We start from the raw sequence: 18,489 nt of genomic DNA, 5'->3' as shown, positions 1-18,489 counted from the left end.
AATGCAGGGCAGAAACTACAGGCTGCTTCACCGATCCACCAAGCCAGATCCACCCCAAATTTCAAGGACCCCATCATGAAAAAGATGCGCGCAAAATTAGTCGTCAACCACATTGCACCTGGTGCCACCAGCGAACGCCTGTCGTTCAACGCGGTGGCCGCCAGCGCTTACCCAAGCGACGGCAGTGATGAGGACAACACCTATGCCAAGTGGTCGCCATCGGCCGAACTTGGCATCACCATCACCAACCCGGCGCTGATCGGGCAGTTTGCGGTGGGTGAAAAATACTACGTTGACTTCACGCCTGCAGACAAAGCCATGATGCCGATCCAGATGCTTGACGACGATCTGCCAGAAACCAGCAAGGCGGCGCCGCGTGTGACGCCGGACCAGATCGACCAGCTGCACTGCAGCCTGCGGGTGCTTGTTCACAATTTCCGGGGAACCACCTGCACGGTCGCCATCGCGCTGCTGCCCGATGGCTTTGTGGCCGGCGTGGGTCACTCGGCATGCATCAGCGCCGCAAACTTTGACGCTGATGTTGGCGAGCAGATCGCGAAACGAAACGCCCTCAATGCCGCCCGGGAAAAGCTGTGGGAGCTGGAAGGGTATGCGTTGCGGGAGCGGCTGGCTTCTGCAGCGGTATCACCCGCAGAGACCGACTGACCGAAAAAAAGACAGGGCGACTGCCCATGGTGCGCTAACACCCTGGTCACCCGCCTCCGCCGTGAGCAAGCACGGCATTGACCGAAGACCCTGCCACCTGTACAGGCCGGGGCATTATCGGAGATGCCATGCAAGAAGTGAGATGCGGCCAATGCCAGCGAAAGCTGGCCATGGCTGAGTTTGTAAGACTACAAATCAAGTGCCCGCGCTGCGGGACTTTGAACGACATGCGGGCCTTGAGCCCCCAACCCGAGCGCCCTGGAGCGTCAACCACGAAAGTATGTGATGACGCATCTAAAAAGTCCCCTGGCCTGGCTGGGTGGAAAAAGCCGCCTGGCTGACCGGATCATTGACCTGATACCCCAGCACACCGCCTATTGCGAGGTGTTTGCGGGCGCCGCCTGGGTGCTGTTCAAAAAGCCCGAGAGCAAGGTCGAAATCATCAACGACATCAACCGCGAACTGGTCACCCTGTACCGGTGCGTCAAACACCATCTGCCCGCCCTGGTGGAGCAATTCCGGTGGATGCTGGTGGCGCGTGATGAGTTTGACCGGTTCCTGAAGACGCCGGCCGACACGCTGACCGACATTCAGCGGTCGGCCCGGTTCTATTACCTGGCCAAAGCGGCCTTTGGCGCCCGGGTGAACAAGCCGACGTTTGGCATTGCGGCCAGCGGTGCTCCGCGTCTGAACTTGCTGCGCCTGGAAGAAGACTTGAGCGAAGCCCATTTGCGCTTGTCCAGGGTGTACATTGAATGCAGACCCTATCAGGATGTGATTGACCGTTTTGACAAACCTGGCACGTTCTTTTACATCGACCCACCGTACTGGGGCTGCGAGAACGACTATGGCAAGGAACTGTTCAGCCGGGAAGACTTCACCCGGCTGGCCGCGCAGTTGGCCGGCGTCAAAGGCAAATTCATTTTGAGTCTGAACGACACACCTGGTGTGCGCGACGTGTTTGGTGGTTTCAACCTGATGCAGGTAAACACCAGGTATTCAGTGGGTGCTTCAAAAAATCAGGTGGTTGGGGAGTTGCTGATTACGAACTTTGAGGCGGGGCGATGAGGTTGAAAGAATGCGCTGGCTTGAGGGAGATGTCCTGGGGAAGGCTAGCCGCATGATCCACCTTGCGATCTTCATTTGGGCGGTGTTTACCGCACATCCAATCGTCGCCATGCTGATTCTGATCAGAGCCATCATGGATGACGATTGAGAGGGAACAAGATCAAACAGCAGCAGGTGGGTCTTTGGGCCATTCAACGCCCACGATGGCTGCCGTGGTCACCTCGCCACGCAGTCTGGTCGCATTGATTTGCAAATGCAAACGCTGGCGACCCCACTCAGCAGCCTTTAGTTTTTCTTTGTGCGACTCGGTCAGCGTCTGTGTATTGAGTTTTGCCGTGAAATCAAGCGTCTGATCAGTGCTGCAGACAGAAATGCGCACCTCTCCCTCTTTTGTCCAATCCAACTTGTCAATGAGGTAATTGCCGTTCAGTTGAACATCAATTGATTCAGACCGAGGTGTAGATGCGATTTTGCGTGCCTCAGTTCGGCTTAATTCAACGCCTTGCACCTTTAGAGACGTAGCATCACCCACACTTTTAACGATGCTGTGACGTGCATCATCGAAATCTTGACGTGCATAGTCCAGCCGTGGCTGCGCAGCTACCACCTGTTGAAAAATCGCTTGGCGCTTGGTTTCTTCTTGTGACAAGCCAATGCGTTCTTGAGTGGCAGTCTCCACCTTTTTGTCTTCAGAGCGATGTTGCAGGAATGCCTTGTATGCAATAACGCTGCCTGCTACTACGGCAGATCCTAAGACCACCATCACCAATTGAGAACCATCCATTTTCCCCACCAATCCTTGTGCAATAGCAGAAACATATTCTCCAAGATCAACTGTTATTTTGGAACTGCCTTTTTCAACCTTGGCTTTGAATTCGATAGATTGTTTTTGTACATCCGTCAGAACATTCGGGTTGCTACTGCCACGGACCGTTCGTGCGTAAGTGCGGTTCATGGCATGTTGCAACTCTACCAGCGCCTGAGCCATATGCGAAGTGATGGTACTGTCATAGCCTTCGCCTGTCATGCTGATTGTGAGAAGTGGCCAGTTCTTGAATTCAATGGTGATTGGTTTGTCTGATAGCGATTGATCAAGTGCAAGCTGAAGATACCGAAAGGCATCCTCCTCACTGGTGATGAGTAGGGGCGCTTCAATTGGTTCTGTCGTCATAGTTATTTCCTTCCTGGTTAAAAAAAACCTCACCTGCCACAGCGGCGCATCTCGCCGATCTGGCGCAGCCGCTCCACCCGCTCGGCATCAGACAGCGTGATGCTTGACGCACTGGTCTCTGCGCTGCGTATCTCCACCGCGTTCGGGCAGCGCCCGCCACTTTGCTGGCGTGCGCCTGGTGTCGTGGAAGTCTGCACCGCCGTCACCCGTGCCTCGTCGGTGTACACATACCAGGTGGTCTGGCCGCGCTCATAGATACGCTGCTGCGTGCCACCGCGCTTGACCGCTGTGCCCGTGGCCACTAAAAACAGCATGGCCAACTTGCTACTTGCACCCGCCCGCCGCCTGGCATTCCTTGCGCAACGCGTCGTAGTCATCCTTGAGCTCACGGTTGCGCGTATCGCAACGGGTGGCGATGGCGGTCATCTCGCCTGAGATCGAACCCTCCCACGTCGCCCCGGCCAGGTTATTGCTGGCTGAATATTTTTTCACCTGCAGCGCCTTCATTTGTCCATCACACTGCGCCCGGTGTGCATCAATGGCCCCTTGCGCATCGGGCACCAGCCGCACCTCAAGCTCCTGCAGGCGGCGCTTGCCCTGGCTGGCGGCGATCAATGCCTCAATGCGCTGCGCCTCGGTTCTTGGCTTGGCCGGCACGTCAGCCGCTGGCGATTGCGCCACCTGCGGCACAGGTTCATGGCCGGAGCCGGGCCGCACCCGCAACACCTCGCCCTTGCCGCTGCAAGGCGCATCCTGAAACACCACCTTGCCATCGGCCCCGGTGCACTTGTTGATGGCCCAGGCTGGGCCGCACAGGGCGGCCAGGAGGGCAGTTAGAAAAACAGTCTGGTACATGGTTCCTCCTGGTTAAAAAACGCCATTGCAGGCAAACCCATCTTTATCGCCGTCAAGGCCAACATTGCCGCGTTGGTAAGCACCCTGTGCGGATGCCTCGGCGGCGACCTTGTCGCCATTGTTGAGCGCGAGAATATCTGGGCAGGTGACCGTCAGCACGTCGCTGTCGGGCACGCGGACAAACGTCGTTGATACGACAACAGGCGGGACGATCTGCGCAGACCCCACACCGCCCGTTTCGGCACACCATTGCGGGCTGCCGCTGCATGTGCCGGGGTCGCCGCCACCGCCACCGCAACCGGTCAGCAAGAGCGTACCCAGCAGGGGAACAACATAAATAAACTTCATCATCGCACCCCCGCCGCCAGGCGCACGTCCAGCACCCGCTTACGTGCGCAATGCAGCTCACGCGGCTCCAGCGCCATTACCAGGGCGGTGCCGAACTCGGTGCGCATCCAGGCCATCACCTCATGACGCACCGGCTTGGGCAACGGGCGCATCAGCTCCAGCAAGTCTTTTTGCGCCGGGGTAATGCGTGCGCTGGTCTTCGTGCGTTGGCCCTTGCGCGCTTGCGGCGCGAGCGGCGCTTGCAGCGCGAACGGTGCCTGCTGCTGCACCAGCGTGTGAATCACCACCGGGCCACGGGCGTACAGCGGGCCGGTAAGGATGTGGCTGTGCTGGTGCTGGTGCTGGTGGTAATGGTCGTGCTGATGCGTGTGATGGTTGACGGTGTTGTAGTTACCGTTGATTTGAACCGTCCCTGCACCTGAGTTTTCTTGTTGTTGCTCATCCCTCATTGACTATTCCTCCCTTGGTTTAATTACTTTTTACGGTGTGACAGCACCGTATTGCCTGACCCTCTGACTTGTATTGCGTCTGGCGCCGTGTTGACCTGGCTGTGTTTGGCTGCTGGCGGGCTGGCCCCTGACTGCAGGGCAGCGCGCGCCGCGCGGCGCACCGGGCCACTGGCTTCGCGGTAGTCGGCCAGCATGGCGCGCTCGTCATCAGTCAAGGCCACGGGCACCGGGCCGTCACGGCTGCCGGTAAGGATGTAGCGCACATCGGCCCCGGCTGCGGCTATGGCCATCAGGTAAGCCGCATCCGGGAACCGCTCGCCTGCCTCGTAATTTCTCTGCGACCGGGCCGTAACGCCGCCTTTATCAGCCAATTGCTGTTGGCTGAATCCAAGACCCTCGCGAACTTCACGTATTCGGTCGGAAAGTGATGACACAAAATTTCCTAAAAATATATTTACAAATAGGAACAATCGTTCCTATAATTCACTCAACAAATTTTCAAACGCTCAAAAACCCAACCCCCCAAGGCCAACACCATGCACCCAGAACTCATCAAGGCCCAGATCCGCATGCAGGGCACCACGCCGACCGACGTGGCGCGCGGTCTGGGCGTGACCCACACCTGCGTGGCCCATGTCATTGCCGGACGCGGCACCAGCGAGCGCGTGGCCAAGCGCATCAGCGAGGTCACCGGCATTGCCGTGGCCACCCTGTGGCCCGGCAAATACCCGCACCTGGCCGTTGCTGGCCATGCCCGCTAAACCACCAATTCACAAACGTGAATGCCCAACTTTAACCGCTCCATGAAGACACCCCCATTTACCCTTGCCGAGGCGGCACTTGCCGCATCAGCGCAGGATCTGCCAGCCTTGCCGCGCGAACCGATTCTTGGTACCGACTACGTGCGTCATCCAGCACCTGCGCCAGTTGCAGCAGGGTCTTGTGCGCTGTGCTTGGCGTGTCCGCATCGCCTTGCGGCGCAAGAGATTGCCGCCACTGGCGTGAAAGGGTAGGGCCATCCATGTCAGTCTCACGCTCCATCATTTGCGCCAGCAACAGCACGGCACGCGCCACGCCCTCAATGCGCCCGGCCAGTTCGTCAAAGTCTTTTGTGTCCATGGTTTGCTCCTGGTTGAAAGTTGCCATGCCCACACTGTGCGCTCAAAAAACGCCAAAGCGCGTTTCCAGCCCGGCCATTTGTTTCGCAGCCGTTTTGACCCCCATCGCGAGGACTTTCCAATGAACCGCCGCAACTGGAAACGGGTGCACCCGAACAGCCTGGTTGATGCCTTGCGCCTGTGCAAGGAATTTGCCCAGGAGAAATCAAACCTGTCCATCGAGCGCATTGCCGACCGCATGGGCGCCAGCCATGACAGCCTTTACAAGTGGCTAGCCACGGGGCGCTTGCCCGCCATCCTGATCCCGGCGTTTGAGCACGCGTGCGGTTGCCACTTTGCCAGCTGCTGGCTGGCTGCCAGCGCGGGCAAGTTGGCCATTGACATGCCGACGGGCCGCACCGCCACGCAGACCGACATGGTGGAGCTCAACAGCTGCTTTGGCGCGGCCTTGCAACTGCTGGCCGACTTTTACGCCGCGCCTGGCAAGGCCGATGCCGCCGAGACCCTGGCCGCGCTGGCCAGTCACCTGCAGCAAGTGGCCTGGCACCACGCCAACGTCAGCCAGCACGCCACCCCCGAGCTGGACTTTTAACCATCCACCCACCACCCTGAAAGCACCTCATGCCACACACCATCGACCACATGCGCGCCGCCCTGGCGCAGGCGCAAGCCCAGGCCCCGGACTACGAGCAAGCCGACCGCACCGCCCAGGTCAATTTGCTGCTGCACCTGGCATCGCTGAAAGAAGAACACGCCACTGACGCCGACCTGGCGCGCACGCTGGTGGACTGCTTTGACGGCGGCAAGAGCGCCTATGACTGGGTGCGCAAGGCCCGCCAGGAGCTGGGTTTCATGCTCGACGTGCTGGCCCTGCAGGTGGCGTTGGAGGGCAAGGCCCGCGCCCAGCGCCAGGCACAGCAAGGCTGAGCCGGAGCATGCACAGCATGGACCAACAAGACATTCACTACGCGCTGGACAAGCAAGTGCCTGACATGAAAAACCGGGGCTTCACCATTGGCACCAGCTGCGGCCAGATCGACATCGCGCCGGGCTGGATGGCCGACCGCCTGGCCGAGCACCTGACCCGCGCCCTGCAGTGCGAGCTGCTGTACCTGGAACGCGCCCGCCACCATGCTGTGAACGGCACGGCGCAATTGGGGAGCGACAGCCATGGCAACTGACAAACCCAAAGCGGTGACGCTGCCCACCCACACCCTGAAAACCTGCGAGCTGTTTCGCCTGTTGGCTGGCCACGAGCTGCTGGGCCTGGCCCCGGGCGAGATTGCCAAGGCCCTGGGCGTGGGCGCGCCCTGGGTCAGCAATTACCTGCCCGCGCTGGCCGCCGAGACCGGCTTTGTGGAGCGTGTCGAGGGCACCAACCGCTGGCGCCTGGGTGTGCCCTTTGTGCGCATCAGCGTCACGGTGAGCACCGAGCTGGCCAGCGCCAAGCGCCGGCTGGACGAGGTGAGCAACCGCTACCACGTGCCCCTGTAAACCATTTTTTCAACCCTGTACAGAAAGACCAGCCACCATGGCCAAACAACCCACCCCCGCCGCTGAAGTCATTGACGTGCCCATGAATGAGGTACTTGTGACTGAAGACTTCAGCGCCGCCAACCAGCTGGCGCTGGCCACCGCCCAACAGGACAGCGCCGTGCGCGCCGTGGCCCTGCAAATGGGCTATGCGCTGCCCGCCGACTGCACCGACCCCGACCTGATCCAGCGCGACATCAGCGCCAACATGCGCCGCAGTGTGGAAGCCTGCCTGGAAGTGGGCAAGGGCTTGCGTGTGCTGAAAGAGGCTTGCGCCCACGGCAGCTTTATGGCCCGGCTGGATGTGCTGGGGATTGATGTTGGTGTGGCATCTCGCTTCATGCAGTCAGCGGCAAAGTTCTCAAAGTTGCCGACGTCGGCAACTTTGAAAGCCATCAACAACCAGTCCAAGCTGTTTGAAATGCTGGTCCTGGACGACGATCAACTCGAAGAACTCGAACTCACCGGCCAGACCGGCGAACTCGCCCTGGACGACGTGGCCACCATGTCGGTCAAGGAATTGCGCAAGGCGGTGCGTGAGGCCAAGGCAGAAAAAGAAGCCACAGAAAAACTGCTGGAAAACAAAAACAAGCAGATCGACAAACTCAGCCGCCACATTGCCAAGGCCACGCCTGACACCGTGCTGTTGGAGCTGCAGAAAGAAACCACCGCCTTCACCAACGATGCGCTGGGCTGCGTGCAGGGCCAGTTGCGCCAGGCCTTCATTGCCCTCAAGAACCACAGCGACGCCGACCACAGCCTGTTCATGGCCGGCCTGCTGGGCCAGGTGCAGGCCGAGCTGGCCGCGCTGCGTGACGAGTTCCACCTGCCCGACATCAGCAACGCCCGCGACCAGGAGCTGGCCGCCGAGGTGGCGCAATGGAATTTCCCGACACCCGAATCCACCGGCCTCTGAAGCTACCCGCCATGGCACTCAACCCCGCTACCGTCGCGCGCCTGGTGCAGCTGGCGCAAGCCACCGCCGCCGCGCCGCGCGGCCACAAGCAGGCGCTGTACGCAGCGGCCTGCGCCGAGCTGGGGGTCAGCCTGCCCACCGTCCACCGTTACCTGGAACAAGTCACCGTGAAACCCACCCGCAAACAACGCTGCGATGCCGGCGCCGTGGAGCTGTGCCGTGATGACGCCCGCGCCATCAGTGCCCTGCTCATGACCAGCGCCAGAAAAACCGGCAAGCGCCTCATGAGCATTGGCCAGGCCGTCGACATGCTGCTGGCCAATGGCGAAATCAACCCCTTTGTGCTGGACGCCGACAGCGGCGAACTCACCCGCCTGAGCGACAGTGCCATTGCCCGCGCGCTGCGCAGCTATGGCATGCACCCCGACCAGCTCAACCGGCCCACGCCGGCGGTGGAGCTGAAAAGCCTGCACCCCAACCACGTCTGGCAGATCGACGCCAGCATTTGTGTGCTGTATTACCTGACCCCCACCAGCGCCAAAGAGGCCGGCCTGCAGGTCATGGCGCGCGACCAGTTTTACAAAAACAAGCCCGCCAACCTGAAGCGCATTGAGGCCGACCGGGTCTGGAGCTATGAGGTGACCGACCACAACAGCGGCGCCATCTTTGTGCACTACGTCATGGGCGCCGAAAGCGGCACCAACCTGGCCGAAAGCTTTATTGCCGCCATCCAGAAGCGCCCCAGCGACCCCATGCACGGCGTGCCTTTCATCTTGATGATGGACATGGGCAGCGCCAACACCAGCGGCCTGTTTGGCAACCTGGCACGCCGGCTGCAGGTGCAGCTGATTGCCCACGCCCCCGGCAACGCCCGCGCCACCGGCCAGGTGGAAAAAGCCCGCGACATCATTGAGCGCAGCTTTGAGAGCAGCCTGCGCCTGCAGCCGGTGCGCGACCTGGCCGACCTGAACGCCTGCGCCCAGCGCTGGGCCTGCTGGTACAACGGCAACAAGGTGCACACCCGGCACGGCAAAACCCGCTTTGAGCAGTGGCTCACCATTGCCCCCGAGCAGCTGCGCATTGCGCCCCCGGCCCCGGTGTGTTTTGAGCTGCTGAGCGAAAAGGTGGAAACCCGCAAGGTCAATGACAACCTGACGGTGTCGTTCAAGAGCGGCACCTATTGCGTGAAGTCGGTGCCTGGTGTGATGGTGGGCGAAAAGCTGCAGATCACCGTCAACCCCCATGTGGCCAACGCCGCCCAGGTGCTGTTGAAAGACGCCGACGGGCACGAGCTGCTGCACAGCATCCCATTGCTGGCCAAGGACGATGCCGGCTTCCTGGAGCGCGCCAACGTCATCGGCGAAGACTTTGCCCGCCCGGCCGACACGCTGCTGGACGTGAACCGCAAAGAGGTGGTGCGATTTGCCTATGACGCGGCCACCGACGAAGAGGCCGAGGCCAAGCGCCGCGCCGGTGCCATCCCGCTGGGCAGCCGCATCGACCCCTACAAGGTGATCGAACAGGCGCCCGAGCGCAGCTTTATGCCGCGCCGTGGCAATGACCTGGTGCCCGCTGTCACCACCAGCAGCACGCCCAAGGCGGTGCGCCAGCTCAGCCAGTTCGAGGCCGCCCAGGCGCTGGCCAAGCTGGGCCTGCCGCTGAACGGTGAACTCATCACCACGCTGAAAAGCCTGTATGCCGACGGCGTGCCAGAAGATGAATTACCCGCCTTGTTTGACCGCCTGACGGTGCGCAAGGGCCTGCGTGTGGTGAATGGAGGTGCCTTGTGAAATCTACGATCCTTGACCGCAAGGTCACGCCCGATGTGATTCGCGCAATTCATCAGATGACGCTTGAAAAGCGAACCAAGCGTGACATGGCTGATGCGCTCGACATCAGTACCGACCTGATCAAGCGCATTCGCAACAACCGGTATCCGAACCTGGACGATGCCAGCCTCGCGGCCTGGCAGGAAACCTTCGGCCCTGCGTTTGCCCATGAAGGGGGGAACCCCCGGCTAGCAGCGTTTTAAACGAGGTGGGTGAGGCCGATGTACCCGCCACAGCTTTAAACCGCCCTATGCGCGCCTGGCCGCGCACCTTCAAAAACAAGTTGGCCCCGACAAGTTTGCACCTTGCCGAGGCCGTTCCCCAAGTCCCCGTAACTGAAACTGTAAAGGAAGATCCGATGTTATTGCAAAACCAAGCCCTCAGCCCCGAGGCCCGTGCGCACTTCAAGCTGCCGCGCAACCCGTTTGTGGACGACGTGCAGAGCCCCGACGACGTTTTTCAGAGCCCCAGCGTGCGTTATGTGCGCGCCGCGCTGCTCGACTGCGCCCAGCACCATGGCTTTGTGGCGGTGGTGGGTGAAAGCGGCGCGGGCAAGAGCACGCTGGCCGAAGACCTGGAGGAGCGCATCAAGGCCGACAAACGCGATGTGCTGGTGGTGCGCCCCTATGTGCTGGCCATGGAGGCCAACGACCAAAAGGGCAAAACCCTCAAGAGCGGCCAGATTGCCGAGGCCATTGCCTATGCGCTGGACCCGCAACTCAAGGTCAAGAGCAGCCCCGAGGCGCGCTTTCGTCAAGTGCACGAACTGCTCAAGGCCAGCCGTCGGGGTGGCCGGCGCCACCTGCTGCTGATCGAAGAGGCGCATTGTCTGCCGCTGGCCACGCTCAAGCACCTCAAGCGCTTTTTGGAATTGAAGGACGGCATGCAGCGCCTGATCGGCATTGCCCTCATTGGCCAACCCGAGCTGCGCGAGCGCCTGGGTAGCCAGAACGCCGAGGTGCGCGAGGTGGCGCAGCGCTGCGAGCAGGTGGCGCTGGACCCGCTGGACGCCGAGCTGGAAGCCTACCTGCAGCACAAGTTTGCCCGCTTTGACCTCAAGCTGGCCGACGTGTTTGCGCCCGATGCCTTTGACGCCATGCGCGCCCGCCTGATCCACATGCCGCGCGGTGGCCGCCCTGGTGACTCGCGCAGCATGTGCTACCCGCTGGTAGTGAACAACCTGGTGTGCCGCGCCATGAACGCCGCCGCCGCCGCCCACTGGCCGCAGGTGGACGCCCAAGTGGTGAAGGGGTGCTGAGCCATGAAGTCTTACCGCATCCTCATCACCCAGCCCGACGGCTCGCGTTGCCTCTTCTTCGGCCTGTATGCCGACGGCTTTGACGCCGTCATCCAGACCATGACCACGTACCCCGATGCCAAGCGCATCAGCGCCCGGAGGATTTCAGCATGAGCCGAACTTGTGAAGAACTGGGCGTGTGCCAAAACCGCTGCTGCCCGGACTGCGAGGCCTTTGAGTGCGAGCTGCCCTGCAGCCCCGAGCCCGCCCGGCCCACTTTCCCCTTTGCCCCCGGCACCATCGACGGCCCGCACCGTTCGCCCGTAACACAGCGCGGCCTGTTGGTCGACCTGGTCTGGCTGCTGGTGTGTGTGGGCGGGCTGGGCATGCTGATGGGCTACCTGCTGGAGCGCTTCGCATGACGACAGACCTGAGCTGCCCCGTGTGCGGCGCCGCGCTGGCGCTGGACCACCTGTTTGTCGATGCCGACAACCGCGCCGCCGTGGCCCGGCTGATTGCCGTGGCGCTGCCCCTGGGCGGGCCGCTGCTGCAGTACACCCGGCTGTTTGCCCCGCCCAAAACCAGCCTCACGCAACGCAAGCAGGTGCGCATTTTGCTGCAGCTGCTGCCCGACCTGGAGCGCGGCGCCATCACCCACCGGGGCCGCGACTGGGCCGTGCCGCTGAACGTGTGGGCGCAGGGCATCGACCAGATGCTGCAGGCGCGTGACGCCGGCCGGCTGGAGCTGCCCATGAAAGGCCACGGCTACCTGTACACCATCCTGGTCAGCCTGGCCGACAAGGTGGAGGCCGTGGCCGAGGTGCGGCTTGAGGCCGCCAAACGCCACCCCGTGGCCGGGCAGGGCGCGGCCAACCCCGCCGGCATGCCCGATGCCATTCGCCAGCAAATTGCCAGCCTCAAAAACCTTGGAGTCAAAGCATGAACACCCTGCCAAAAAATAGCGCTCACGCCGGCTTGCTGGTCAACCAGGCACTGCTCAAGCTGGTCAAGCAATACGGCGAGGCCAGCTACGGCCTGCTGTTTGACCAGTTTGGCGACCTGGAGCTGAGCCCCAAATATGCCCACACCCGCTTCAGCAACAAGCTGGGCTACCTGTGCCAAACCGACCAGCTGCTGCGCAACGGCCTGGGCCGAAAGGCCGTCTACACGCTGGGCCACCTGGCCTTCAAGCCCAAGCGCGGCACCGCCCTGGCCAGCCGTCATTGCGAGCGAAGCGCGGCAATCCATGACCCCATTGAATCCGAAGACTCGTACCTGGTGAGCAAAGCCCTGCCCAACCAGTACGACGTGATGCGCGCCCCGACGTGGCAGGCATCGCATGCCCCGGTGCTGCGCCCCGGCGCACTCGACTACCAGCGCTACGCCAGCCATGGCGACCGCTGCTGATTTCTCAACCCACAAGGACCTTTCCCATGACACAAACCACACAACCCAGCTACAGCCGCAGCACCACGCCCGGCTACTGGCTGGACGCCAATGGCAACCTGGTGCCCGAGGCCAAGGTCAAGCAAATCGACCAGGTGCGCAACCAGATGGTGTACGACCTGTGCCGCATGGCCGAGACCGAGAGCGCGGCGCTGCGCGCCTTCAAGCTGGCCGCCATGGCCGATGTGGCCGCCTTCGTCAGCCTGAGCCTGGAGCAATACGGCGTGCGCACCGGCGGTGAGAAAGGCAACGTCACATTGGTCAGCTACGACGGCGTCTACAAGCTGGTGCGCCAGATGCAGGACAAGATCGTGTTTGGCGAACAGCTCATGGCCGCCAAGGCGCTCATTGACGAATGCGTGCACATTTGGGCGCAGGGCGCCAATGACAACATCAAGGCCCTGGTCAACCACGCCTTCCAGACCGACAAGGAAGGCAAGATCAACACCGGCCGCGTCCTGAGCCTGCGCCGCCTGGACATCAATGATGCCAAGTGGCAGTCTGCCATGCAGGCCATTGCCGACAGCATGCAGACCGCCAGCACCAAGCCCTACATCCGCTTCTACAAGCGCTCTGATGCTACGGGTGAGTACTTTCCGATCAATCTTGATGTGGCGGGGGTGTGAGATGGGTTTCACCATCATCAATCGAAAACGCGGCGTAAGCATTCGGGCCACTGGTAGCGATGCAAATGCCTTGTTTAAAGCAATGTGCCAATCAGTAGAAAAACAAAAAGTGCAAGTGGTATGCGCTGGCTGCGACACATTGCTTCCTGAGAGCGATCACTTAAAAAATCACTGCCAACCCTGCGCTGACGCTTTGAAGGGGTTGTACAAATGAGCCCGCAAGTCCAAACCACCAACATCACGGTCCGTTCGATGAACGGCACCTACCAGACCAACACCGTGCAGGGCATACGGGCCAGCTGCACGGCAGGTGACAAGCAAGCGGCACAGCGCCTGGGAGAAAAGCTTTACGGTGCGTCACTGGTCCACGTATCGCAGGTGCCGGTTCGGGGTGACTACACCCTCACGCACTGGAAGCTGTACGCCGAGCCGGTGCACGCCTGGGCCTGGCAGTCTGGCCTGATCGAGTTTGGCCGCGAGGTGCCCGAAGGTGCGATTGGGTTCGCCACCGGTATGGACGTGCCACTGCGCCAACTTGTGGACGTGTTGGCGCGGCATGGCCAGGGCAAGAGCGAAGGCAAGCTGCTGGTGCCTGGCGTCCCGGAGGCCGAGACCGGAAAAGCCCAGGTTGATGCGTTGGTCGCATGGGTAGATTGGTGCGCCAAGGGGAATGGCAAGAAAGAATCGGCTGGCGTGGTGTTCACAACTCGCGTTGAGGGCAAAAGCTCATGATGACCGATCAGCAAAAACTCGCCCTGGCCTCCAAAGCAGTGACCTGGCTGCTCCGTCGCATCAAGGAAGACCCGAGGCTGGCTTACCTGATCGGCCCCGGCTCGGAGTCGTTTGACCGGCTGATGGCCGCCAACGCTGCCATTACGGGCGAAGAGCCGGAAACGTCGAGCGAAACATATCTGTCCACCGAGCCGCAGCCAGTGCCGCCCATAGGGCAGTTGGGTGCCATCCTTCATCTGGAGCATCTGGAGCGCATCCGGGTGTACGACGATGGGGTTCACGACGTGGACGACCAGGACGATCTGAACATGCTGGTCAACCACTTCGTTGGGCGTGGCCTGGATGTGGCCGAAGCCGAGCGCGACACCCAAACCGAGAGTTTGTTCTGATGGCCACCGCCCCGCGCCAATCCCACCTGGCCGCCATCCACTGCGCGCAAAAGGCGCTGGGCCTGAGCGCTGAGGATGCCAGCGCGCTCAAGCTGGCGGTCACCGGCCAGGCCAGCAGCGCCACCATGAGCGCCACGCAGCGCAAGGCCTACCTGGCGCACCTGAGCACCCTGCAGCAGCGCGCCGGGCTGATCGACCCACGCCCGGCCAAGCGCCCCCAGGTGCAGCGCAGCGTCGAAGATTACCAGGACGAACGCTGGGGCAAGGCGCGCGCGCTGTGGCATGCCCTGGCTGCCAATGGCGTGGTGCACACCGACACCGACGCCGCGCTGGCGGCCTATGTCAAGCGCCAGAGCCACATGGAGCACTGGCGGTTTCTGAACGGCTACCAGATCAATGCGGTGATCGAAGCGCTCAAGTCGTGGTGCACACGCACCGGCATTGACGTGCGGACCTAAAGAAAGCAAGCCCCCATGGATGACAAAAACCTGCTGACCCCTTTGCATGCGCTGCTGGATCCGGCTTACCCCGAGAACCTGCGCATGGTGGCCGAGTGGCTTTTTGTGCAGCTGGCGGAGGACGAAACCACAGACACCCCCATGGCACCGGCGCGGCTGGCCGCGTTGGCCCTGCTGGCCTTGCGCCAGACCGAGCGCCTGAGCGCCGAAATTGGCGGCATGAACTTTTACCTGAACAAGGGCGTGCGCTACCGCGCCAGTCTGCGTGACCGCGACATGTTTGCGCGCTTCAATGGCCGCAACTACGACGAGCTGGCCCGCGCCTACGGCTTGACGCCGATGCGGGTGCGCCAGATCATTGGCGCGATGATGGCCGACGAGCTGGGCCGCCGCCAGGGCAAGCTCGACCTGGTGTAGCCCCTCGCGCCCGCGTGGGGGCATTGCCGCCCCAAAAAAAGCTAAAACGCTTTAGTTAACTCTTTCCCCCGCCGCCGCAGATCATTGCGGCATGGCACCAAAAACCCCCCTCCCTACAGCTGCACAGCCGGCCCCGGCCTTGCAGATTTTCAAGCCCGGCAAGCACACGGCCATGTCAGGCCAGGCGCTGGCGTTTTCTGAAAGCGACCTGCAGGCCACCGTGGCCGCCTACGACCCCACCAAGCACGAGGCGCCGCTGGTGGTGGGCCACCCCACGCATGACATGCCCGCCTATGGCTGGGTGCAGGCGCTGGCCTTTAACGAGGGCGGCATCGACGCCACCCCGGCCCAGGTGAATGCCGACTTTGCCGACATGGTGGCCGCCGGTGCCTTCAAAAAGATCAGCGCGGCTTTCTATTCCCCCAGCAGCCCGGGCAACCCGGTGCCCGGCGTGTATTACCTGCGCCACGTGGGCTTTCTGGGTGCCGCCGCACCGGCCGTGAAGGGCATGCGCTCCCCCCAATTTGCCGAGCTTGAAGAGGGCGTGGTGGAGTTCAGCGAGTGGGACGACGCCACCAACGCCGGCCTGTGGCGCAACCTGCGCGAGTGGTTCATTGGCGCCCACGGTGCCGAGGTGGCCGACAAGGTGCTGCCCAACTACGAGGTGCGCGCCCTGGAGCTGGGTGCGCAAGACGATATTCGTGAGGCGGCTGTAGAAGCCGCGACTTCCGGCACAGCAGGCGCTGCCGTGCCAACCCCACTTTTTACCGAACCCCAACCGAAGGAGAGCACCGTGACCCCTGAAGAGAAAGCCGCCCTTGAGGCAGAAAACACCCGCCTGAAAGCCGAGCTGGCGGCCAACAAGGCAGCCCAGCTGCACGCGGCCAACGCGGCCTTTTGCGAGGGCCTGCCCGGCGTGCTGCCGGCCTGGCGCGCCGTGGCCGTGGCCACGCTGGATCACCTGGACGCACAAGCCGCGCCGGTGGAGTTTGGCGAGGGCGAGCAGAAAGCCTCGTTGGCCGAGCAACTGAAGGCGATGTTTGCCGCGCTGCCCACCGTGGTGCAGTTTGGCGAGAGCGCCACCACCGAGCGTGCGGCTGCAGCCCTGGCAGGCACGGCTGACGATGACGCGCTGTTTGCCGACGCTGACCCTGAGCGCCTGGCGCAGCACCGGGCCATCAAGGCGCACATGGCGGCGCACAACACCGATTACCCGACCGCTGCCCGCGCAGTGGTTCGGTAACCCCAACACACAGTTTTTTTAGGAGTATTTCAAATGGGACGTTTAAGTAATTTGCGCGTGGTTGACCCGGTTTTGACCAATCTGGCCACCGGCTACACCAATGAGCATTTCGTCGGCAGCCACCTGATGCCGTTTGTGCAGGTGGAAAAAGAGGGCGGCAAGATCCCGCTGTTTGGCAAGGAACACTTCAAGGTGTACAGCACCGAGCGCGCGCTGCGTGCCAAGAGCAACCGCATCAACCCCGAAGACATCGGGTCGGTGGACGTGGCCATGGATGAGCATGACCTGGAGTACCCGATTGACTACCGCGAAGACGCCGAAAGCGCCTTCCCGCTGCAGGCACGGGCCACCAACACAGTGGTGGAAGGCATTCGCCTGCGCCATGAAAAAATGGTGGCCGACATGACGCAAGCTACCGGCAGTTATGCCGCAGGCAACAAGATTGCGCTGTCGGGCACGTCATGCTTTTCTGACTACGTGAACTCCGACCCTGAAGGCGTGGTGAGCGACGCCAAGGCCGCTGTGCGCGCCAAGGTGGTCAAAGAGCCCAACACGCTGGTGATTGGCTACAGCGCCTGGCGCGTGCTCAAGCGCCACCCGCAGCTCAAGGGCATCATCAGCAACCAGCGCAACCGCCTGCTGACCATTGCGGATCTGCGTGACATTTTCGAGATCGAAAACGTGGTGGTGGGCCGCGCCGTAAGCGCCAACGATGCGGGCGTGACCAGCGACCTGTGGGCCGACAACCTGGTGCTGGCCTATGTGCCGCAAGTGGCCAGCGGCCAGCGCAGCCAGTACGAGCCCAGCTTTGGCTACACGCTGCAAAAGCGCGGCAGCCCGGTGATTGACACCCGCACCGAAGACGGCAAGATTGAGCTGATTCGCAATACCGACATCTTCCGCCCGTTCTTGCTGGGTGCCGATGCCGGTTACCTGATCAGCAACACCAACGCCTGATCATGGCCAAAACCCATAACCCCGCTGGGCCAAAGGCCCCATCGACCCCCGGCGTCGCAGACAAGAGCGACGCCGGGGCAAAGGCAGCGGCCACCCTGCTGTACCTGGTGGGCGCCACGCCGATCCTGCGTGACGGCCAGCGCTTTGAGCCGGGCGCCACGATTGCGCTGTCAAAGGCCCAGGCCGAGCGCCTGGGGCTGGCGCGTGCATCCAAGGCGGCTACCGCTGCCGACGTATCAACCGATTCCAACCTGGAGTAATTCCCTATCATGAAAACCGAAAAAATCTTGCTGGCGGTCACCGTGCTGGCCGCCGTCGCCCTGAGCCGTTTCCGCTTTGTTGACTTCTCTGGCAACGTGGCAGGCGCGGGTGAACGCGCCCTGGGCGTGCCTGTGACCAACTTTGCCGCTGGCGAACAGGCTGGCGTGGCCACGCATGGCGAGCTGCTGGTTGAGGCCGGTGCCGCTGTGGCCGTGGGGGCACAGGTGGAGTCTGACGCCGATGGCCGCGCGGTGACGCTGTCGACCGGGGTGGCGTTTGGTGTGGCGCGTGACGCGGCGGCTGCGGCTGGCGACATCATCCGCGTGCTGGCCTGACCCCATCTGACTAAAGACCATGACCTACGCCACCCAGTCTGACATGGAGGAGCGCTTTGGCAGCACCGAGCTGGCGCAGCGCACCGACCGTGCGGCGGGTGTGGTGATAGATGCCACGGTGCTGGCGCGTGCCCTGGCTGACGCCGCCGCCGAGATCGACGGTTACCTGGCCACGCGTTACACGTTGCCATTGCCCAGCACGCCGCCGGTGGTCAACCGCCTGGCTTGCGAAATTGCCCGCTACCGGCTCTATGACGACGGTGTGCCCGAAACGGTGCGCGTGCGCTACCAGGACGCGGTGAGCCTCTTGAAGCGCCTGAGCAGTGGCGAGGTGCAGCTGGCCGGCATTGCGGCCGTGGCGGTGGCCGGTGGCGCGGGTAATGCCGTGGCCACGCGCACCGCGTCCAAGCAGTTTGACGGCGCCAGCCTGGGGGC

At 62.3% G+C, this 18,489-nt stretch carries 34 protein-coding genes; 27 read left to right on the top strand and 7 right to left on the bottom strand.

Features of this window, described 5'->3' with window-relative positions:
- Window positions 1–75 precede the first annotated feature (75 nt).
- From NDI87_RS04810 to NDI87_RS04800, 3 genes are all read left to right on the top strand, one after another.
- The gene (locus tag NDI87_RS04810; RefSeq protein WP_296273666.1) at window positions 76–666 is read left to right on the top strand and encodes a Gp49 family protein; all 591 of its coding nucleotides are present in this window, start codon (window positions 76–78) and stop codon (window positions 664–666) included.
- A gap of 128 nt (window positions 667–794) precedes the next feature.
- The gene (locus tag NDI87_RS04805; protein WP_296273683.1) at window positions 795–1,007 is read left to right on the top strand and encodes a Com family DNA-binding transcriptional regulator; all 213 of its coding nucleotides are present in this window, start codon (window positions 795–797) and stop codon (window positions 1,005–1,007) included.
- Window positions 952–1,734, top strand: a complete 783-nt coding sequence (locus NDI87_RS04800; protein WP_296273665.1) for a DNA adenine methylase — start codon at window positions 952–954, stop codon at window positions 1,732–1,734. The genes NDI87_RS04805 and NDI87_RS04800 overlap by 56 nt, the downstream gene beginning before the upstream one ends.
- A gap of 160 nt (window positions 1,735–1,894) precedes the next feature.
- Here NDI87_RS04800 and NDI87_RS04795 read toward each other — a convergent pair whose 3' ends face one another.
- The 6 genes from NDI87_RS04795 to NDI87_RS04770 are packed head-to-tail and all read right to left on the bottom strand — an operon-like array spanning window position 1,895 to window position 4,991.
- A complete protein-coding gene (locus NDI87_RS04795; RefSeq protein WP_296273664.1) occupies window positions 1,895–2,905 on the bottom strand; it encodes a hypothetical protein in 1,011 nt (336 codons plus the stop codon).
- Between the two features lie 29 nt (window positions 2,906–2,934).
- A complete protein-coding gene (locus NDI87_RS04790; protein ID WP_296273663.1) occupies window positions 2,935–3,219 on the bottom strand; it encodes a hypothetical protein in 285 nt (94 codons plus the stop codon).
- A gap of 10 nt (window positions 3,220–3,229) precedes the next feature.
- Entirely contained in the window at window positions 3,230–3,760 is a 531-nt protein-coding gene (locus tag NDI87_RS04785; RefSeq protein ID WP_296273662.1) for a DUF4124 domain-containing protein, read from the bottom strand.
- A 12-nt stretch (window positions 3,761–3,772) separates the two neighbouring features.
- Complete coding sequence (locus tag NDI87_RS04780) at window positions 3,773–4,108, bottom strand: hypothetical protein (RefSeq protein WP_296273661.1); 336 nt, start codon at window positions 4,106–4,108, stop codon at window positions 3,773–3,775.
- Window positions 4,108–4,557: a hypothetical protein gene (locus tag NDI87_RS04775; protein ID WP_296273660.1), complete on the bottom strand. Its 450-nt coding sequence runs from the start codon at window positions 4,555–4,557 to the stop codon at window positions 4,108–4,110. Before NDI87_RS04775 ends, NDI87_RS04780 begins: the two co-directional genes overlap by 1 nt.
- A gap of 23 nt (window positions 4,558–4,580) precedes the next feature.
- Window positions 4,581–4,991: a helix-turn-helix domain-containing protein gene (locus NDI87_RS04770; protein ID WP_296273659.1), complete on the bottom strand. Its 411-nt coding sequence runs from the start codon at window positions 4,989–4,991 to the stop codon at window positions 4,581–4,583.
- A gap of 102 nt (window positions 4,992–5,093) precedes the next feature.
- Between NDI87_RS04770 and NDI87_RS04765 the strand changes: the two genes are divergently transcribed.
- On the top strand, window positions 5,094–5,318 hold the full coding sequence (locus NDI87_RS04765) for a helix-turn-helix domain-containing protein (RefSeq protein WP_296273658.1): 225 nt from the start codon (window positions 5,094–5,096) through the stop codon (window positions 5,316–5,318).
- A 58-nt stretch (window positions 5,319–5,376) separates the two neighbouring features.
- Here NDI87_RS04765 and NDI87_RS04760 read toward each other — a convergent pair whose 3' ends face one another.
- A complete protein-coding gene (locus tag NDI87_RS04760) occupies window positions 5,377–5,676 on the bottom strand; it encodes a hypothetical protein (RefSeq protein WP_296273657.1) in 300 nt (99 codons plus the stop codon).
- 120 nt (window positions 5,677–5,796) lie between these two features.
- Here NDI87_RS04760 and NDI87_RS04755 point away from each other — a divergent pair, with 120 nt between their 5' ends.
- The 23 genes from NDI87_RS04755 to NDI87_RS04645 all read left to right on the top strand — a co-directional run.
- Window positions 5,797–6,267, top strand: coding sequence for a hypothetical protein (locus NDI87_RS04755; RefSeq protein ID WP_296273656.1), 471 nt, complete (start codon window positions 5,797–5,799; stop codon window positions 6,265–6,267).
- A 29-nt stretch (window positions 6,268–6,296) separates the two neighbouring features.
- Window positions 6,297–6,602 (top strand): hypothetical protein, encoded by a 306-nt coding sequence (locus NDI87_RS04750; RefSeq protein ID WP_296273655.1) that lies wholly within the window; start codon window positions 6,297–6,299, stop codon window positions 6,600–6,602.
- 17 nt (window positions 6,603–6,619) lie between these two features.
- Entirely contained in the window at window positions 6,620–6,856 is a 237-nt protein-coding gene (locus NDI87_RS04745) for a hypothetical protein (protein ID WP_296273654.1), read from the top strand.
- On the top strand, window positions 6,846–7,169 hold the full coding sequence (locus tag NDI87_RS04740; protein WP_296273653.1) for a transcriptional regulator: 324 nt from the start codon (window positions 6,846–6,848) through the stop codon (window positions 7,167–7,169). Before NDI87_RS04745 ends, NDI87_RS04740 begins: the two co-directional genes overlap by 11 nt.
- A gap of 37 nt (window positions 7,170–7,206) precedes the next feature.
- Window positions 7,207–8,124: a hypothetical protein gene (locus tag NDI87_RS04735; RefSeq protein ID WP_296273652.1), complete on the top strand. Its 918-nt coding sequence runs from the start codon at window positions 7,207–7,209 to the stop codon at window positions 8,122–8,124.
- Window positions 8,125–8,135: 11 nt separating this feature from the next.
- Window positions 8,136–9,914: an integrase gene (locus NDI87_RS04730; protein WP_296273651.1), complete on the top strand. Its 1,779-nt coding sequence runs from the start codon at window positions 8,136–8,138 to the stop codon at window positions 9,912–9,914.
- A complete protein-coding gene (locus tag NDI87_RS04725; protein ID WP_296273650.1) occupies window positions 9,911–10,156 on the top strand; it encodes a hypothetical protein in 246 nt (81 codons plus the stop codon). The genes NDI87_RS04730 and NDI87_RS04725 overlap by 4 nt, the downstream gene beginning before the upstream one ends.
- 155 nt (window positions 10,157–10,311) lie before the next feature.
- Window positions 10,312–11,211, top strand: coding sequence for an AAA family ATPase (locus NDI87_RS04720; RefSeq protein ID WP_296273649.1), 900 nt, complete (start codon window positions 10,312–10,314; stop codon window positions 11,209–11,211).
- Between the two features lie 3 nt (window positions 11,212–11,214).
- Entirely contained in the window at window positions 11,215–11,364 is a 150-nt protein-coding gene (locus NDI87_RS04715) for a hypothetical protein (RefSeq protein ID WP_296273648.1), read from the top strand.
- Window positions 11,361–11,612 (top strand): hypothetical protein, encoded by a 252-nt coding sequence (locus tag NDI87_RS04710; RefSeq protein WP_296273647.1) that lies wholly within the window; start codon window positions 11,361–11,363, stop codon window positions 11,610–11,612. The genes NDI87_RS04715 and NDI87_RS04710 overlap by 4 nt, the downstream gene beginning before the upstream one ends.
- The gene (locus tag NDI87_RS04705; RefSeq protein ID WP_296273646.1) at window positions 11,609–12,133 is read left to right on the top strand and encodes a hypothetical protein; all 525 of its coding nucleotides are present in this window, start codon (window positions 11,609–11,611) and stop codon (window positions 12,131–12,133) included. Before NDI87_RS04710 ends, NDI87_RS04705 begins: the two co-directional genes overlap by 4 nt.
- Complete coding sequence (locus NDI87_RS04700; RefSeq protein WP_296273645.1) at window positions 12,130–12,597, top strand: hypothetical protein; 468 nt, start codon at window positions 12,130–12,132, stop codon at window positions 12,595–12,597. The genes NDI87_RS04705 and NDI87_RS04700 overlap by 4 nt, the downstream gene beginning before the upstream one ends.
- 26 nt (window positions 12,598–12,623) lie before the next feature.
- Window positions 12,624–13,262: a DUF3164 family protein gene (locus NDI87_RS04695; protein WP_296273644.1), complete on the top strand. Its 639-nt coding sequence runs from the start codon at window positions 12,624–12,626 to the stop codon at window positions 13,260–13,262.
- A 1-nt stretch (window position 13,263) separates the two neighbouring features.
- Window positions 13,264–13,476 carry a hypothetical protein gene (locus NDI87_RS04690; RefSeq protein ID WP_296273643.1) on the top strand — a complete coding sequence of 71 codons (213 nt, stop codon included), beginning with the start codon at window positions 13,264–13,266 and terminating at the stop codon, window positions 13,474–13,476.
- The gene (locus NDI87_RS04685; RefSeq protein WP_296273642.1) at window positions 13,473–13,994 is read left to right on the top strand and encodes a hypothetical protein; all 522 of its coding nucleotides are present in this window, start codon (window positions 13,473–13,475) and stop codon (window positions 13,992–13,994) included. The genes NDI87_RS04690 and NDI87_RS04685 overlap by 4 nt, the downstream gene beginning before the upstream one ends.
- A complete protein-coding gene (locus tag NDI87_RS04680; protein ID WP_296273641.1) occupies window positions 13,991–14,383 on the top strand; it encodes a hypothetical protein in 393 nt (130 codons plus the stop codon). Before NDI87_RS04685 ends, NDI87_RS04680 begins: the two co-directional genes overlap by 4 nt.
- Window positions 14,383–14,841, top strand: a complete 459-nt coding sequence (locus tag NDI87_RS04675; protein WP_296273640.1) for a regulatory protein GemA — start codon at window positions 14,383–14,385, stop codon at window positions 14,839–14,841. Before NDI87_RS04680 ends, NDI87_RS04675 begins: the two co-directional genes overlap by 1 nt.
- Before the next feature lie 15 nt (window positions 14,842–14,856).
- On the top strand, window positions 14,857–15,258 hold the full coding sequence (locus tag NDI87_RS04670) for a Mor transcription activator family protein (protein ID WP_296273639.1): 402 nt from the start codon (window positions 14,857–14,859) through the stop codon (window positions 15,256–15,258).
- A 91-nt stretch (window positions 15,259–15,349) separates the two neighbouring features.
- Window positions 15,350–16,501 (top strand): peptidase, encoded by a 1,152-nt coding sequence (locus tag NDI87_RS04665; RefSeq protein WP_296273638.1) that lies wholly within the window; start codon window positions 15,350–15,352, stop codon window positions 16,499–16,501.
- 33 nt (window positions 16,502–16,534) lie between these two features.
- A complete protein-coding gene (locus tag NDI87_RS04660) occupies window positions 16,535–17,458 on the top strand; it encodes a hypothetical protein (protein WP_296273637.1) in 924 nt (307 codons plus the stop codon).
- Between the two features lie 2 nt (window positions 17,459–17,460).
- Window positions 17,461–17,718 carry a hypothetical protein gene (locus tag NDI87_RS04655; protein WP_296273636.1) on the top strand — a complete coding sequence of 86 codons (258 nt, stop codon included), beginning with the start codon at window positions 17,461–17,463 and terminating at the stop codon, window positions 17,716–17,718.
- 9 nt (window positions 17,719–17,727) lie between these two features.
- Window positions 17,728–18,054 carry a capsid cement protein gene (locus tag NDI87_RS04650; RefSeq protein WP_296273635.1) on the top strand — a complete coding sequence of 109 codons (327 nt, stop codon included), beginning with the start codon at window positions 17,728–17,730 and terminating at the stop codon, window positions 18,052–18,054.
- Between the two features lie 19 nt (window positions 18,055–18,073).
- The coding region (locus NDI87_RS04645) for a DUF1320 domain-containing protein (RefSeq protein ID WP_296273634.1) at window positions 18,074–18,489 on the top strand (416 nt) is incomplete at its 3' end.

It is taken from the genome of Rhodoferax sp. (assembly GCF_023701345.1).
Classification (GTDB): domain Bacteria; phylum Pseudomonadota; class Gammaproteobacteria; order Burkholderiales; family Burkholderiaceae_C; genus Rhodoferax.
Note: the sequence above shows the minus strand (reverse complement) of the source record. Positions and strands in the feature narration are given on the sequence as shown.